Annotated in this window: 17 protein-coding genes and 1 riboswitch; of the genes, 10 read left to right on the top strand and 7 right to left on the bottom strand. The window is 69.5% G+C overall.

Translation table 11 applies throughout. The features are described from left to right. Positions 1-189: 189 nt before the first annotated feature. Entirely contained in the window at positions 190-1,980 is a 1,791-nt protein-coding gene (arc, locus tag FKR81_RS40835) for a proteasome ATPase (protein WP_146360615.1), read from the bottom strand. 568 nt (positions 1,981-2,548) lie between these two features. Between arc and FKR81_RS40830 the strand changes: the two genes are divergently transcribed. Beyond that, on the top strand, positions 2,549-3,310 hold the full coding sequence (locus FKR81_RS40830; protein ID WP_146360613.1) for an Rv0361 family membrane protein: 762 nt from the start codon (positions 2,549-2,551) through the stop codon (positions 3,308-3,310). Positions 3,311-3,401: 91 nt separating this feature from the next. Then, on the top strand, positions 3,402-4,127 hold the full coding sequence (locus tag FKR81_RS40825; protein WP_146360611.1) for an Rv0361 family membrane protein: 726 nt from the start codon (positions 3,402-3,404) through the stop codon (positions 4,125-4,127). A 3-nt stretch (positions 4,128-4,130) separates the two neighbouring features. On the opposite strand, the gene FKR81_RS40820 is transcribed toward FKR81_RS40825, so the two are convergent. Together FKR81_RS40820 and FKR81_RS40815 are read right to left on the bottom strand one after the other, a co-directional pair. Continuing rightward, positions 4,131-4,958, bottom strand: a complete 828-nt coding sequence (locus FKR81_RS40820; protein WP_146360609.1) for a tRNA (adenine-N1)-methyltransferase — start codon at positions 4,956-4,958, stop codon at positions 4,131-4,133. A gap of 34 nt (positions 4,959-4,992) precedes the next feature. Beyond that, entirely contained in the window at positions 4,993-6,129 is a 1,137-nt protein-coding gene (locus tag FKR81_RS40815; protein WP_146360607.1) for a site-2 protease family protein, read from the bottom strand. Between the two features lie 241 nt (positions 6,130-6,370). On the opposite strand from FKR81_RS40815, the gene FKR81_RS40810 reads away from it, so the two are divergent. The 3 genes from FKR81_RS40810 to FKR81_RS40800 all read left to right on the top strand — a co-directional run bounded on the left by FKR81_RS40810 (position 6,371) and on the right by FKR81_RS40800 (position 8,767). Continuing rightward, positions 6,371-7,252, top strand: coding sequence for a RecB family exonuclease (locus FKR81_RS40810; protein ID WP_146360605.1), 882 nt, complete (start codon positions 6,371-6,373; stop codon positions 7,250-7,252). Further along, positions 7,252-8,043, top strand: a complete 792-nt coding sequence (locus tag FKR81_RS40805; protein ID WP_146360603.1) for a thioesterase family protein — start codon at positions 7,252-7,254, stop codon at positions 8,041-8,043. Before FKR81_RS40810 ends, FKR81_RS40805 begins: the two co-directional genes overlap by 1 nt. Positions 8,044-8,149: 106 nt before the next feature. Further along, entirely contained in the window at positions 8,150-8,767 is a 618-nt protein-coding gene (locus tag FKR81_RS40800; protein WP_146360601.1) for a phosphoribosyltransferase, read from the top strand. Between the two features lie 5 nt (positions 8,768-8,772). On the opposite strand, the gene hisG is transcribed toward FKR81_RS40800, so the two are convergent. Continuing rightward, a complete protein-coding gene (gene hisG / locus FKR81_RS40795; RefSeq protein ID WP_146360599.1) occupies positions 8,773-9,633 on the bottom strand; it encodes an ATP phosphoribosyltransferase in 861 nt (286 codons plus the stop codon). A 14-nt stretch (positions 9,634-9,647) separates the two neighbouring features. Next, a complete protein-coding gene (locus FKR81_RS40790; protein WP_146360597.1) occupies positions 9,648-9,911 on the bottom strand; it encodes a phosphoribosyl-ATP diphosphatase in 264 nt (87 codons plus the stop codon). Between the two features lie 49 nt (positions 9,912-9,960). Between FKR81_RS40790 and FKR81_RS40785 the strand changes: the two genes are divergently transcribed. Next, on the top strand, positions 9,961-10,791 hold the full coding sequence (locus FKR81_RS40785; protein ID WP_186763472.1) for a phosphotransferase family protein: 831 nt from the start codon (positions 9,961-9,963) through the stop codon (positions 10,789-10,791). 62 nt (positions 10,792-10,853) lie between these two features. Continuing rightward, positions 10,854-11,012 (top strand): type II toxin-antitoxin system Phd/YefM family antitoxin, encoded by a 159-nt coding sequence (locus FKR81_RS40780; RefSeq protein WP_146360593.1) that lies wholly within the window; start codon positions 10,854-10,856, stop codon positions 11,010-11,012. Positions 11,013-11,039: 27 nt separating this feature from the next. Here the strand turns inward: FKR81_RS40780 and FKR81_RS40775 are convergent, their stop codons facing one another. Next, a complete protein-coding gene (locus FKR81_RS40775) occupies positions 11,040-11,237 on the bottom strand; it encodes a holin (protein WP_222598575.1) in 198 nt (65 codons plus the stop codon). Between FKR81_RS40775 and FKR81_RS40770 the strand changes: the two genes are divergently transcribed. From FKR81_RS40770 to FKR81_RS40760, 3 genes are all read left to right on the top strand, one after another. Continuing rightward, a complete protein-coding gene (locus tag FKR81_RS40770) occupies positions 11,230-12,036 on the top strand; it encodes a (2Fe-2S)-binding protein (protein WP_235922208.1) in 807 nt (268 codons plus the stop codon). The genes FKR81_RS40775 and FKR81_RS40770 overlap by 8 nt on opposite strands. Before the next feature lie 48 nt (positions 12,037-12,084). Then, positions 12,085-12,259: riboswitch (cobalamin riboswitch) on the top strand. Between the two features lie 29 nt (positions 12,260-12,288). After that, the gene (locus tag FKR81_RS40765; protein WP_146360589.1) at positions 12,289-12,477 is read left to right on the top strand and encodes a CbtB domain-containing protein; all 189 of its coding nucleotides are present in this window, start codon (positions 12,289-12,291) and stop codon (positions 12,475-12,477) included. An 11-nt stretch (positions 12,478-12,488) separates the two neighbouring features. Next, on the top strand, positions 12,489-13,235 hold the full coding sequence (locus FKR81_RS40760; protein WP_146360587.1) for a CbtA family protein: 747 nt from the start codon (positions 12,489-12,491) through the stop codon (positions 13,233-13,235). Between the two features lie 13 nt (positions 13,236-13,248). Here the strand turns inward: FKR81_RS40760 and FKR81_RS40755 are convergent, their stop codons facing one another. Further along, entirely contained in the window at positions 13,249-13,911 is a 663-nt protein-coding gene (locus tag FKR81_RS40755) for an HAD family hydrolase (protein WP_268891614.1), read from the bottom strand. Positions 13,912-14,067: the final 156 nt, after the last annotated feature.

The raw sequence follows: 14,067 nt of genomic DNA, 5'->3' as shown, positions 1-14,067 counted from the left end.
GAGGGGCTCGCGGATCAGGCGCAGCCTTGCCATATTTTCAGGTCGGGGTCAAGACGTCTTTTTGTCTTGACCCCGACCTGAAAATATGGCCACCTCTGGTGATCCGCGAGCCCCTCCCCACCCCACCACCAAAGCCCACACAAAGAAAAGAGCCCCCGGCAACGACCGGGGGCTCCCTCCACACAGGACCTACAGGTACTGCCCAGTGTTGGTGGCCGTGTCGATGGCCCGCCCAGACTCCTGGTTCTTCCCAGTAACCAGGGTGCGGATGTAAACGATCCGCTCCCCCTTCTTACCGGAGATACGAGCCCAGTCATCGGGGTTGGTCGTGTTCGGCAGATCCTCGTTCTCAGCGAACTCGTCGACGATCGCTTCCATGAGGTGCCGCACGGACAACCCTGGCTGCTTGGTGTCCAGCAGCGACTTGATCGCCGCCTTCTTGGCCCTGTCGACGATGTTCTGGATCATCGCGCCGGAGTTGAAGTCCCTGAAGTACAGGACCTCCTTGTCACCGTTGGCGTAGGTGACCTCCAGGAAGCGGTTCTCCTCGGACTCCTCGTACATGCGCTCGACGGTGTGCTGCACCATGCCCTCGATGCAGGCCTTCGGGTCCCCGCCGAACTCGGCGAGGTCGTCGGCGTGCAGCGGGAGCGTCTGCGTCAGGTACTTGGTGAAGATGTCCTTCGCACCTTCGGCGTCCGGCCGCTCGATCTTGATCTTCACGTCGAGGCGGCCTGGCCGCAGGATCGCCGGGTCGATCATGTCCTCGCGGTTGGACGCGCCGATGACGATGACGTTCTCGAGGCCTTCGACGCCGTCGATCTCCGACAGCAGCTGGGGCACGATCGTCGTCTCGACGTCGGACGACACACCGGAGCCGCGGGTGCGGAAGATCGAGTCCATCTCGTCGAAGAACACGATCACCGGGGTGCCTTCGGACGCCTTCTCGCGCGCCCGCTGGAAGATGAGCCGGATGTGCCGCTCGGTCTCGCCCACGAACTTGTTGAGCAGCTCGGGGCCCTTGATGTTCAGGAAGTAGGACTTGGCCTGCTTGTTGCTCTCGCCACGGGCTTCGAGCACCTTCTTGGCCAGTGAGTTCGCCACCGCCTTGGCGATCAGCGTCTTGCCGCAGCCGGGAGGGCCGTACAGCAGGACGCCCTTGGGCGGCCGCAACTCGTACTCGCGGAACAGGTCGGCGTGCAGGAACGGCAGCTCGACCGCGTCGCGGATCTGCTCGATCTGCCGGGCGAGGCCACCGATGTCGCTGTAGTCGATGTCGGGCACCTCCTCCAGCACGAGGTCCTCGACCTCGGCCTTCGGCACGCGCTCGTACGCGAAGCCCGCTTTGGTGTCGACGAGCAACGAGTCGCCGGGCTTGAGCGGCGACTCGAGCAGCGGCTGGGCGAGCCAGACCACTCTCTCCTCGTCCGCGTGCCCGACCACGAGCGCCCGCGCGATCGTGTCGTCGTCGTCTGTGAGGACTTCGCGCAGCGCGCAGACCTCACCGGAGCGTTCGAAGCCACCGCCCTCGACCACCGTGAGCGCCTCGTTGAGACGCACCGACTGACCGAAGGAGAGCTTCTCGGCCTCCACCGCCGGGGAAACGGCGACGCGCATCCGACGGCCGGACGTGAACACGTCCACTGTGCCGTCTTCGAAGCGCGCCATGAAGACGCCGTACCCGCTGGGTGGCTGGGCCAGCCGGTCGACCTCCTCACGCAACGCCAGCAACTGGCTTCGTGCTTCGCGGAGGGTGTCTATGAGCTTCGTGTTGCGCTCGGTCAGCTGGCTGACGCGCTCGGACGCCTCAGCCAACCGCTGCTCCAGCAAGCGGACGTGCCGCGGGGATTCCGTCAACTTGCGGCGCAGCAGCGCGATCTCGTCCTCGAGGAACCTGATCTGCGCTGTCAGCTCAGAATTGTTGCCCTGGTTCAGCTCGCCGCCCTCGTCAGGCTGGCTGCCGGGATGACCGTGCTGCATGTCGGCACCCTCCTCCCGTGTTCGTACCAGTTACGGTACCGGCGATCACCGACAAAATGGGCCACCCACAACATCATCTTCGGGCGTGTGACGCAAGATTCCCCCCGGCTGGAGGGTGAACTGCTCCATCTCGGTGTCGGGAGCCACCGCCTACCCACTACGGTGCGTCTCGTAACCGGCGTCGCCGTGTCGATCTCGTAACACGCCCGCGACCTGCGAGAAGTGCCGGGAGATCCGATGTCAGTCCCACCGGGGCGGACTGATCCCCACGCAGAGCGACCGCGACGAAGCGGACGTATCGGTCCGGGCCTGGGGGTTCGGGGCGGAATTCACCTAGTTCTCACAGAGTGGACCACCACCGGGCCTGGTGCTCGTCACCCACAGCGATCCGGACATCTCCGACGGGTCCGCGACACGGCGGGGAGCGGGGCCAGTACGGTCAGCGACCGTGCGGCCAACCGGGTGGTTTTGGCCGCGCATCCGGCCCACCGGCCACGAACAGCCGTCCGGTGACGCCAGGGTGGCTCAATCGTTATCAGTACCAGGACACCACATCGGGGGAAAGCAGATGACCTACCCGCCACAGCAGCCGGGCCCGTACGGCCAGCAGCCGCCGCCCGGATACGGGCAGCAGCCTCATGGCCAACAGCCCCAGCAGCCGGGGCCCTATGGTCAGCCACCGCAGCAGGGATACGGCCAGCAGCCGCCTTACGGCCAGCCTGGCCAGCCCGGTCCGTACGGCCAGCAGCCGCCGCCGGGGTACGGGGGCCCGCAGCCGCCCTACGGCTACGGCCCGCCGCCCAAGAAGAACAACACGGGCGTGGTCGTGGGCGTCATCGCCGGCGTGCTCGTGCTGGTGGGCGTGATCGTCGGCATCGCGGCCATGTCGGGTTCGAGCGGCGGCGGTTCGAGCAACAGCGCGTCGGGCAACAGCGGCAACACCAACACGAACTCGAACTCCGGTGACAGCGGCGGCGACGCCGACGCCAAGGAGGCGGTCGACGAGTTCTACAGCGCGATGCGCAGCAAGAACGAGAGCAAGCTCAAGTCCTTGACGTGCAAGGAGGTGCTGGACGCGCTCGAGCGAAAGCCGACCGTGTCGGTCGACCCCGAGCTCCAGCGCAGGGCCGAGGAGCTCTCGAAGAACACGCCTGCCCCGACCGTGACGGTCAACAACGTCACGGTCTCGGGCGACACGGCGACCGCGAACGTGAAGTACGAGATCACGGTCGTGGGCAAGAAGCAGGAGTCGACGCTGGACATCAAGTTCAAGAAGGAGTCCGGCGACTGGAAGTACTGCATGCGGCCGGAGGACATCAAGGTCAAGTAGTGCGCCCAGGGGCCCGGCCGATCGGCCGGGCCTCTTTTGCGTGTCCCGATTCACTGGGCAAATCGGGATGAGTTAGGGCACGGTGGGCGGCATGACGTACCCCCCACAGCCTCCGGGTCCCCCAGGCGCTGGGCCCCAGGGACCGTACGGGCAGCAGCCCGGTCAGCCGGGACCGCACGGGCAGCAGCCACCCCAGCCGGGCTACGGCCAGCCCGACCCGTACGGCCAGCAGCCCGGATACGGGCAGCAGCAGGGCTATGGGCAACAGCCGGGCTACGGGCAGCAGGGTTACGGCCAGCAGCAGGGTTACGGGCAGCAGCCGCCTCCTGGATACGGCGGCCCGCAGCAGCCCTACGGCTACGGCCCTCCGCTGCCGAAGAAGAGCAAGACCGGCCTGATCATCGGTGTCATCGCCGGTGTGCTGGTGCTCGTGGGGGGTGCCGTCGCGGCCCTGATGTACTTCGGGGGCGGTGGCGCCAAGGCAGCCGCCGAGGAGTACGCCGCGGCGGTGAGCGCCAAGGACGAGGCCAAGTACATGTCCATGATCTGCCCCGACATCCGCACGAAGGTCGAGCAGTCACTGGAAGCGGTCAACAAGGACCCGAGGACCAAGGCCGAGCTGGACAAGATCAAGCAGAACACGTCGACCAAGGCCACGGTCAAGTCCGTGACGGAGTCGGGCGACTCCGCCGAGGTCACCATGCACGTCGAAGGCAACCTCGGCGAGCGCAAGATCAACCAGGACGTCACCTACACCTGGAAGAAGTCCGGCGGCGACTGGCAGCTCTGCGACAACCGCTACCTGACCGGCGCCTGACGCTCAGCCCTTGCTGGGACGGCGCTGCGGCCGCGGCGCCACGACGCCGTCCGCCAGCTTGCGGGTGGTCAGCAGGAACGCGGTGTGCCCGATCATCCGGTGCTCGGGGCGCACGGCGAGCCCGACCACGTGCCAGGGGCGGACGAGCGTCTCCCACGCGTGCGGCTCGGTCCAGCAGGTCTGCTCGCGCAGCGCCTCGGTGACGACCGAGAGCTGCGTCGTCGTCGCCACGTAGACGACGAGGACGCCGCCGGGGATCAGGTTCTTCGAGATGGTCGGCAGCACCTCCCACGGCGAGAGCATGTCGAGGATGACCCGGTCGACCTCGCCCTCGTGCTGCTTCACGTCCGCGACGGTGAGGTCCCAGTTGCCCGGCCGTTCGCCGAAGAACTGCTCGACGTTGCGGATGGCGTGGTCGGCGTGGTCCTGCCGCACCTCGTAGGACTGGACGCTGCCCTTCTCCCCCACCGCGCGCAGCAGCGAGCAGGTCAGCGCGCCCGATCCGGCGCCCGCCTCCAGCACCCGCGCGCCGGGGAAGATGTCGCCGTACATCACGATCTGCGCGGAGTCCTTGGGGTAGATCACCTGCGCGCCGCGCGGCATCGAGAGGATGTAGTCCGGCAGCAGCGGGCGGAGCGCCAGGAAGTTCGTGCCGCCGACGGACGCGACGACCGACCCCTCCGGCTGCCCGATCAGCAGGTCGTGCGGGATCGCACCCCGGTGGGTGTGGTACTCCTTGCCCGGTTCCAGAACCACGGTGTAGTGCCGTCCCTTGGGGTCGGTCAGCTGCACCCGATCGCCCGGACGGAACGGGCCACTTGCGCTATTCACCGCGCGATGGTCGCAGACGCCGTGGTCAGCCCCGTCAGCGGCCGGAGTTTTCGATGGCCCGCTTGAGGTCCTCGCGGTGCAGCACGCCCGCCGGACGCCCGTCCAGGTCGACCACGAGGAACTGCCACGCCGCCGTGCCCTGCACGCGTTCGACGATCTCGTCGCCCGGTTCGTCCTCCAGCAGCACCGTTTCCGGCCGGATCGGCTCGGCGGCCTGCTCGGCGGGTGCGAACGGCGAGTTCACCGCGAGCCGTCGTGCCGCCTCGGTGTCCAGCAGTCCCGCCGCCACGCCGTCCGCGCGCACCAGCACCACGCCGCGACCGGCCGACGTGCTGAGCGCGTCCGCGACCGGGCTCTCCGCGGGGAGTTGGAGCACGGGCCTGGTGAGGTCGGAGAGCAGCACGCCCTCCGGCCAGGTTCGCCGGTGCTCGGCGGCCAGCTCACCGCGTGCGCCCGCGAACACGAACCACGCCGTCAGCAGGCACACGCCGAAGCGCAGCCAGCGGTCCTCGGTGCCTTCCGCGATGCCGAGCAACGCCCACAGCACGAGCGCGGCCGCCACGAGCACGCCGCCCACCACCGCCGCACGGGTACCCGTGCCCCGATGGCCGGTGACCGCCCAGACGCCCGCCCTGAGGATGCGCCCGCCGTCCAGCGGGAGTCCGGGGAGGAGGTTGAACACCGCCACCGCCAGGTTGGCCGCCGCGATCTGCGCCACGAGCAGCCAGATGACGTTGCTGGGCTCCATGACCATCGCCGCCGCGCCGAACAACATGGCCAGCACCACCGACACGGCCGGACCCGCGCCGGCGACCACGCCCTCGTGACCTGGTTTGGCGGGGTTGCGCATGACTTCCGAGATGCCGCCCAGCAGGAACAGCCGGAGTCTGCGGACCGGGAGGCCCAGTCTCATCGCCGCCACGCAGTGCCCGAGCTCGTGCGCCAGGACGCTCAGCCCGAGGAAGATCGCGAAGCTGACGGCCAGCAGGAGGCCGACCAGCGGCGGGGTTCCGGGGGCCAGGTCGTCGACCAGCGGTGCGTAGAGCGCGACCACCACGGCGCTGCCCAGCCACCAGCTCGGGGCCAGCAGCACCGGGACACCGGCAGCGCGGAACAGCAGCAGCCCGCCTTCTCGGTCGACCTGCCGCCGCCAACTACCCGTTGTGGCCACCCGCTGAGCCTAGGCGTACGGGTGTAGGGATGCGGTGTTGGATGGCCGCTGCTCCGCAGACGGCGGCGAGGTCGCCGGGAAGTCGGTCGTCCGGCCACTCGCTCTCGCCGAAATGGGCTTCGCCGATTCCGACGAGACCGGGCGTCCGGACGACCGACGCGACCTCGCGAGGTGTGCGCGAAGCCGAGCGAGGCGGCGCGGCGTCCAAGACTGTCAGACCCCTCGCCTAACCTTTCGAGTCATGGCGGAACCACTGCACCAAGATCCACCCGTGACGGCTCAGAGGCCTGTGCGCAGACCTGCGCTCTCCCCCTCGCGCGCTGGTGACTTCAAGCAGTGCCCGCTGCTCTACCGCTTCCGCGCCGTCGACCGTCTCCCCGAGAAGCCGACCAAGGCGCAGGTGCGCGGCACGGTCGTGCACGCCGTGCTGGAGGACCTCTTCGGCCTGCCCGCCCAGGAACGGATGCCGGATCAGGCGAAAGCTCTGCTGAGTCCGGCGTGGACGCGGGTGAAGGCGGAACGCCCTGAGTTCGCAGGCCTCTTCGCGGACGGCGCCGAGGAGGAAGCGGAGTGGCTGAGGTCCGCGGAGTCGCTGCTGGACGGCTACTTCGGCCTGGAGGACCCGCGCAGGCTGGAGCCGGAGTCGCGGGAGCTGCTGGTCGAGTCGGAGCTGCCATCGGGTGTGCTGCTGCGCGGGTACATCGACCGGGTGGACGTCGCGCCGACAGGTGAGATCCGCGTCGTCGACTACAAGACCGGGGCGGCGCCGCGCGAGGTCAACGAGGCCAAGGCGCTGTTCCAGATGAAGTTCTACGCGCTGGTGCTGTGGCGGCTGCGCGGCGAGGTGCCGCGGCAGCTGCGGCTGATGTACCTGGCCGACCGGCAGGCGCTGGCGTACCAGCCGGACGAGGCCGAGCTGAAGCGGTTCGAGCGGACGCTCGAAGCGATCTGGGCTGCGATCATGCGGGCCGCGCCGACCGGTGACTTCCGGCCGAGCAAGAGCAGGCTGTGCGACTACTGCGACCACAAGGCGCTCTGCCCGGAGTTCGACGGCACTCCCCCGCCGTACCCCGGCTGGCCGGAGCCGGACGAGGACGAGACGATCCTGGACAGGGCGGACTGATGGGCGCGTTCTTCATCCCCGCGGGGGAAAACCGGTACCGGAGCACCCAGCACACGGTGGGTCCGTGGAACGCCGAGAGCCAGCACCTCGGCCCGCCGAGCGCGCTGCTCGTCCGCGAGTTCGAGCGCACCGCGCCGCGCGAGGACGCGCACCTGGCGCGGGTGACGTTCGAGGTGCTCGGCCCGGTGCCGGTCGCCGAGCTCGAGGTGCACGCCGAGGTGGAACGGCCGGGGCGCAGCGTCGAGCTGCTGCGCGGCGAGCTGCGGTACGAGGGTCGCGCGGTGCTGGCGGCGAAGGCGTGGCGCATCGTCACGAGTGACACCGAGGCCGTGCGCGCCGGTGCCCCACCGCGTGTGGACCCGCCGGACGCGGCCGAGCCCATGCGCGTCCCGGAAGGCTGGGGCGGCGGCTACCTCGCGGCTGTCGAGTGGCTGGCGTTGCGCGGCGGCGGCATCTTCACGCCCGGCGACGCGACCGTGTGGGGACGGCCGAAGGTCGAGACCGTCGACGGTGAGCAGGCGTCGCCGCTGCAGAAGCTGTTCGCGATCGCGGACTCGGCGAGCGGGGTGTCGAGCAGGCTGGACATCCGCAAGTGGTTCTCCATCAACACGGATCTGTCGGTGCACCTGTTCCGCCAGCCGACCGGCGAGTGGTTCGCGCTGGAGGCGAACACCGTCATCGGGCCGGACGGCGTGGGTGTCGCGGCGAGCGTCCTGCACGACGAGACCGGGCCGGTCGGCCGGACCGCCCAGGCGTTGTTCGTGCGGGAAAGGGGTAGCCGTTCCGGGTGACCGACAGACTGGCGCGGACGTACCGTGGGTGCACGAAGGCCGTGGCGTGGGCCCGCAACACGAACGTGGGTGACGCCGGCGCGGCCGGGACGGTGAGTGCGCAGCGATGAGGTTCGTCGATCGCACCGAGGCGGGCCGCGCGCTGGGTGAGCTGCTCGCCCAGCGGCACTGGTCGGATCCGATCGTGCTCGGCCTCCCGCGCGGCGGCGTGCCGGTCGCCACCGAGGTCGCCGAGGCGGTCAAGGGCGAGCTGGACGTCGTGGTCGCCCGCAAGATCGGTGTGCCGGGCCACCCCGAGTACGGCATCGGCGCGGTCACCGCGGACGGCGACCCGATCTACGACGAACGCGCGCTCCGCGCACTCGGCCTGACCAGGTCCGGTCTCCGCGCGCACTGCGAACGCGAACGCGCCGAGGCCCAGCGCCGCACCCGGCTCTACCGCGCCGACCGCGAACCGCTGAAGCTCACCGACCGGGACGTCATCGTCGTCGACGACGGGCTCGCCACCGGTGTCACCGCGCGGGCCGCGCTCGAATGGGTGCGCAGCCACGCTCCGGCCCGGATCGTGCTCGCCGTGCCGGTGGCCGCGGCCGAGTCCGTGCGGACGTTCACCGACGAGGTCGTCGCCGTGCACACCCTGCGCAACTTCGGCGCCGTCAGCCGGTGGTACGAACGCTTCCACCAACTCGACGACGCCGAAGTGCAGCACCTCTTGAACGCCTAGCTCACTTACAGGCGGCAGAACCTGATGTCCGACGCGAGCACTGCCTTGGCGCCCAGTGCGGCCAGCTCGTCCATCGTCTGGTTCGCGTCCTTGCGCGGCACCATGGACCGCACGGCCACCCAGTCCTCGTGCGCCAGCGGCGCGACGGTCGGCGACTCGAGCCCAGGCGTCAACGCGATGGCCTTCTCGAGCAGCGACCGGGGGCAGTCGTAGTCGATCATCAGGTACTGCTGCGCGAACACGACACCCTGCAACCGGGCCTTGAGCTGCAGCTTGGCCGCCGACTCCTCGGATCCGCGCCGGTGCACGAGCACGGCCTCGGAATTGCAGATCGGCTCGCCGAACGGCACCAGGTCGTGCTGGCGCAGGGTCCGGCCGGAGCCGACGACGTCGGCGATCAGGTCGGCCACGCCGAGCTGGATGGAGATCTCGACGGCGCCGTCGAGGCGGATCACCTTGGCGGTGATGCCGCGACGGCGGAGGTCCTTGCCGACGAGCTTCGGGTACGCGGTGGCGAGGCGCTTGCCCTCGAGGTCGGAGATCTGCCAGTCCGTGCCGCGCGGGCCGGCGTAGCGGAAGGTGGAGCCGCCGAAGCCGAGTGCCAGCATCTCCTGGACGGCGTCGCCGTTCTCGTCGGCGCCGGAGTCCTCGGCGAGGTCGCGGCCGGTGATGCCGAGGTCCAGGTCGCCGGACGCCACGTAGATCGCGATGTCCTTGGGGCGCAGGAAGAAGAACTCGACGTCGTTGGCGGGGTCGAGCACGGTGAGGTCGCGCGGCTCGTGACGCTGGCGGTAGCCCGCCTCGGTCAGCATCGCGGAGGCGCGTTCGGCGAGCGCGCCCTTGTTGGGGACTGCTACGCGCAGCATGGTCCGGTCTCCAGTCACAGGTACTTGTAGACGTCGTCCAGGGTCAGCCCGCGGCCCAGCATGAGGACCTGCAGCCGGTACAGCAGCTGCGAGATCTCCTCCGCCAGCCGTTCGTCGCTCTCATGCTCCGCGGCGATCCACACCTCGCCGGCTTCCTCGAGCACCTTCTTGCCCTGCGCGTGGACGCCGGCCTCCAGTGCTACAACGGTGCCGGATCCTTCTGGCTTGGTGCGGGCGCGGTCGCTGAGTTCGGCGAACAACTCGTCGAAGGTCTTCACGGCTCCGCATCCTCCCATCCTCCGAACGGCGGCTTGCAACGTGGGCACTGTGTTCCAGCCCGTGGACGTCGAACTCCTGCGGGTCGCGGGCATCACACGCGTGGAAACGGTCGAACCGGTGTCCGGCGGGTTCGTCAACGAGGTGTTCCGGGTGAACAACCGGGTGGTGCTGCGCCGGTGGACCAGGCCCGGTGCCGCACAGCTCGAGCTCGCGGCCATCGAGGAAGCCGGGAAAGACGGCATCCCGGTGCCGGAAGTCCTTGCCGCGGCGGGAGAACGCGCGGTGCTGTCCTGGGTGGACGGTGTGCGCGCGGATCTGGTGCCCCAGGACCGCGCGCTGGGCCGGACGCTCGGCGAGCTCATCCGGAAGGTCACCGAGCGCAGGCGTGAGGCAGCGGGCGAGCTCACCTGGAACCGGGGCTGGCACGTCACGCCCTGGCCCGCGGCGGGCACCGAGATGCTCGCCGAACTGGTCGCCGGGGCGACCGACGCACCACCCGGATGGGCGGAACTGGCACGAGCGCACGAGGTCGGCCTGGTGACCGCCCCGGTGCGCGTGCACGGCGACCTCAACCCGAAGAACGTGCTGCTCAGGCCGGACGGCGCGGTCGCGGCACTGCTCGACTGGGAGTTCACGTTCGCCGGCCCGCGCGAGACCGACCTCGGCAACCTGCTGCGCTTCGAACCGCGCGACGAGCCGCCGACGCCGTTCGCGCTGGGCGTCCGCGAAGGCGCTGGAGCGGACGACGAAGCGGTCCAGCGGGGCCGTGAGCTGGACCTGTTCTCGCTGGCCCAGTTCCTGGCGCCCCGGAAGGACACCTCCGTCCGCAGGCGCGTGCGCGCACTCGCCGAGCACCAGGTCGCGACCGGCCGAATCTGACGCTCACTGAATCGAGTGAACGAACTGGTTGCGGCACAACGAGTCTGACAGCCTGACGCCCCATGAGGTCAATGACCGAGTCCGAGGCGTCCCGCGACCTGCACTCCCTGCTCGACATCGTCGAGAACGGCGAGAGCGTCCTCGTGACCCGCGACGGCAAGCCCGTCGCCACCTGCATCCCCGTGCGCCCGGTCAAGGTGCCGTTCCCGCAAGGCGACTGACCTCACCGCCGGCCGCGAGAACCGACCTCAGACGCCGACGCGTGAACGCGGCCTCAGGACGCTCGGCGAGTTCGGCGTGCCGATCGGAGCGGCGACCACAGCGTTGAGCACGCTCAGCAGCGCCGCCATCCCGGATGTCGACAGCGCGGTCACCCACGGCGCGTCGAGCAGTCCGATGCCTCCCGCGCCGAGCACGGCGACGAGCGTCTGCAGGAACGTGCGCACCGCGCGCTCGGCGGTGCAGCGCCAGAAATCTGCGGTCAGTTCGGCGAACATCGTCATCATCCCCCCGGATGAGCTTTCCCTCACCAGGTCAGAGGTGCGACGCGCGCGGGCAGATACACCTAGTAACTTCGGCCACGTGTCCGAATTCGCCGATGTGCTCGCGACGCTGCGCCGGGTACGCGGCATCAGCCCCTTCTTCGTGCTCGACGTCGGCCGCCCCGACGAGACGTGGCTGCCGGGAACGGCATTGCTCGAAGGACCCGCGCTGAAGGAAACGATCGGCACGATCGCCGACCGTTATCGGACGAACGAGCCGCGGGTCGCCGCGTCGTTGTTCTTCCTCAGCTACACCGCGCGGTTGCTCTGCCCGCTGACGGCGACGTCGACGCTCGACGGAATCACGCCGGACGTTCGGCCGGAAAACCTGTGGTGGCACTACGACAACGCGAACGGACTCAGCGTGCGCCTCGACGTGCCGGGAGCGGGACCGGGCATCTCCGACGCGCTCAACGGTGTTGTCGAGGCCATCAGGGAGATCGTTCCAGTCGCACGTGGACTGCTCTGGGGTAACGCGGCGTCAGCGATTGCGGGTGCGCTGCGCACGATGAGCCGCACGGGTGCGCTCACCGCGGAAGAAGCGGAAGCGCGCGGCGAACAGATGCTCGCGAATCCACCGTTCGCCGGAACCGGAGAATTCCTCCCGTTTCCCGGCGAGGTCACGTTCCGGCGTCGGAGTTGTTGCCTTTACTACCGCCTGCAAGGTGGCGGGACCTGCGGCGACTGTCCACTCGCGAAGTGACGAACGCGACAACTCGGATGGCCGGTTGTGCACAGGTGGCAAATGCACTTACGGTTCCACCGCCGCAGTGACGGGAAGCCGGTGAAAATCCGGCGCGGTCCTCGCCACTGTGACCGGGAAGCGAACCCCGCCGAGCACGTCACTGGTCCCACCTCGGGGCTGGGAAGACGCGGGGCAGCGTTGATCCGGGAGTCAGGAGACCGGCTGCGGCGCTGAAAAGTTCACCTTCCACGAGGTATGGAGGAGCCCGTCATGACGAGCCCCGCTGCCCATCTGTCCGCCGTCCAGGTACCGAGGTGGGCGTTCGCCGTCGCACTGCTCGGACTCCTGATCACCTACTTGGTGCTGCAGGAGAACGGCCTCGCACTCGGCGCCGCTTCTGAAACGCTCCACGAGTTCTTCCACGACGGCCGGCACGCGCTCGGCGTCCCGTGCCACTAGGGCGCCCCGGCATGACGACCACTTATCAGGGCCTCGCGCTGCGCGGACTCGCGGCAGGAGGGATCGCCGGGCTCGCTTCGGGCCTCGTCGGTCTCTTCGTGACCGAGATCCCGATCCGCGCCGCGCTGCTCGTCGAGGAGTCCCGCGCCGCCACCGAGGGCGCTGGTCACTCGCACGAGGAAGCGCTGGTCAGCCGCCCCATGCAGGTACTGGGCGGGGTGCTGGCCGCGGTCATCGTCGGACTGGCGATCGGCCTGGTGTTCGCGACCGCGTACGCCATGGCCCGCCGCTGGTTCGCCGACGGCACACCGTTCCACCGCAGCCTCACGCTCGCGGTCGCGGTGTTCGGGGCGGCAGCGTTCCTGCCGTGGGTGAAGTACCCGGCGAACCCGCCAGCGGTGGGTGACCCGGAGACGGTCAACTACCGGACGGTCCTGTACCTCGGCGTGATCGCCGCGGGTCTGCTGATCGTCTACGGCGCCAGCTGGCTGGCGTCGCGGCTGACCCACCTCACGGCGCCCGGCCGCACCACCGCGGTGCTGCTGGCCGCGGTCGCGGCGACGGCCGTGGTGCTGCTGGCGTTCCCGGCGCCGCCGGACGCCATCCCGGCGGACATGCCGGTCGCCGTGCTGTGGCAGTTCCGCCTGTCGTCACTGGCGCAGACGGCCACGTTGTACGTCGGCATCGGCGTGGTGTTCGGCCTGCTGGTCGACCCCGCCACCCGCAAGACCGAGGTGAAGGCCTCAGCGGCCGCCTAGTTCGGCGAACCGTCTAGTTCAGCAAGTCGGCGAGCGTCGCGAGTTCCACGCCCTCCAGCGAGGACCGGAACACGCGGCGCTCGCCCGCGTCCACCGGCACGTCGCACGGGATGACGAGCACCGTGCACCCGGCCGCCACGGCCGAGGCGACACCGGTTGGCGAGTCCTCGATCGCGACGCACCGCTCGGCGTCGGCACCGAGCAGCCGCGCGGCCCGCAGGTACGGCTCGGGCAGCGGCTTGTTGAGCCCGGACACCTCGTCGCCGCACACGGTCACGTCGAACAGCTCGCGCCCGATCGTGTCGAGGCAGATCTCGGTGAGCGCCCGGTCGGTCGACGTCACGAGCGCCATGGGCACGCCGGACGCGCGCACGGATCGCAGCGCCTCCTGCGCGCCCGGCCGGAACACGAGGCCGGACCGGAACACCTCTTCCGTACGCCGCAGGATCCACGCGGCCGCGTCGCTCAGGTCGTCCTGGGTCGGCGTGACCCCGACCTCACCGAACAGCAGCGACAGCGTCGTCGGCACGTTGGTGCCGACCATCGCCTGCCGGGTCTTCAGCGACAGCTCGCCGCCGAGCTTCTCGGCGTACTCGTAGAGCGGGATGTCCCACAGCTTCTCCGAGTCGAGCAGCGTTCCGTCCATGTCCCACAACACGGCGGCAGGGCGACCCACGAGCACTCCTCGATCAGTTGACGGCTACCCGTCCAACTTACGGCCTGAGGCCGCCACCAGGGCTTCTCCGGTGACGAACAGCTCAGCCGCGCCATCCACGTCACGTCGCGCGCTTTCGCAGGCGTCCCCGCCCAGGGGTCCCCCTGCTTTCATTCT

The sequence above is a fragment of the Lentzea tibetensis genome (assembly GCF_007845675.1).
GTDB classification, from domain to species: domain Bacteria; phylum Actinomycetota; class Actinomycetes; order Mycobacteriales; family Pseudonocardiaceae; genus Lentzea; species Lentzea tibetensis.
Note: the sequence above shows the minus strand (reverse complement) of the source record. Positions and strands in the feature narration are given on the sequence as shown.

Coding starts and splice junctions, on each gene's coding strand:
- arc (WP_146360615.1), bottom strand. CDS start 1,980: ATGCAGCACGGTCATCCCGGCAGCCAGCCTGACGAGGGCGGCGAGCTG.
- FKR81_RS40830 (WP_146360613.1), top strand. CDS start 2,549: ATGACCTACCCGCCACAGCAGCCGGGCCCGTACGGCCAGCAGCCGCCG.
- FKR81_RS40825 (WP_146360611.1), top strand. CDS start 3,402: ATGACGTACCCCCCACAGCCTCCGGGTCCCCCAGGCGCTGGGCCCCAG.
- FKR81_RS40810 (WP_146360605.1), top strand. CDS start 6,371: ATGGCGGAACCACTGCACCAAGATCCACCCGTGACGGCTCAGAGGCCT.
- FKR81_RS40805 (WP_146360603.1), top strand. CDS start 7,252: ATGGGCGCGTTCTTCATCCCCGCGGGGGAAAACCGGTACCGGAGCACC.
- FKR81_RS40800 (WP_146360601.1), top strand. CDS start 8,150: ATGAGGTTCGTCGATCGCACCGAGGCGGGCCGCGCGCTGGGTGAGCTG.
- hisG (WP_146360599.1), bottom strand. CDS start 9,633: ATGCTGCGCGTAGCAGTCCCCAACAAGGGCGCGCTCGCCGAACGCGCC.
- FKR81_RS40780 (WP_146360593.1), top strand. CDS start 10,854: ATGAGGTCAATGACCGAGTCCGAGGCGTCCCGCGACCTGCACTCCCTG.
- FKR81_RS40765 (WP_146360589.1), top strand. CDS start 12,289: ATGACGAGCCCCGCTGCCCATCTGTCCGCCGTCCAGGTACCGAGGTGG.
- FKR81_RS40760 (WP_146360587.1), top strand. CDS start 12,489: ATGACGACCACTTATCAGGGCCTCGCGCTGCGCGGACTCGCGGCAGGA.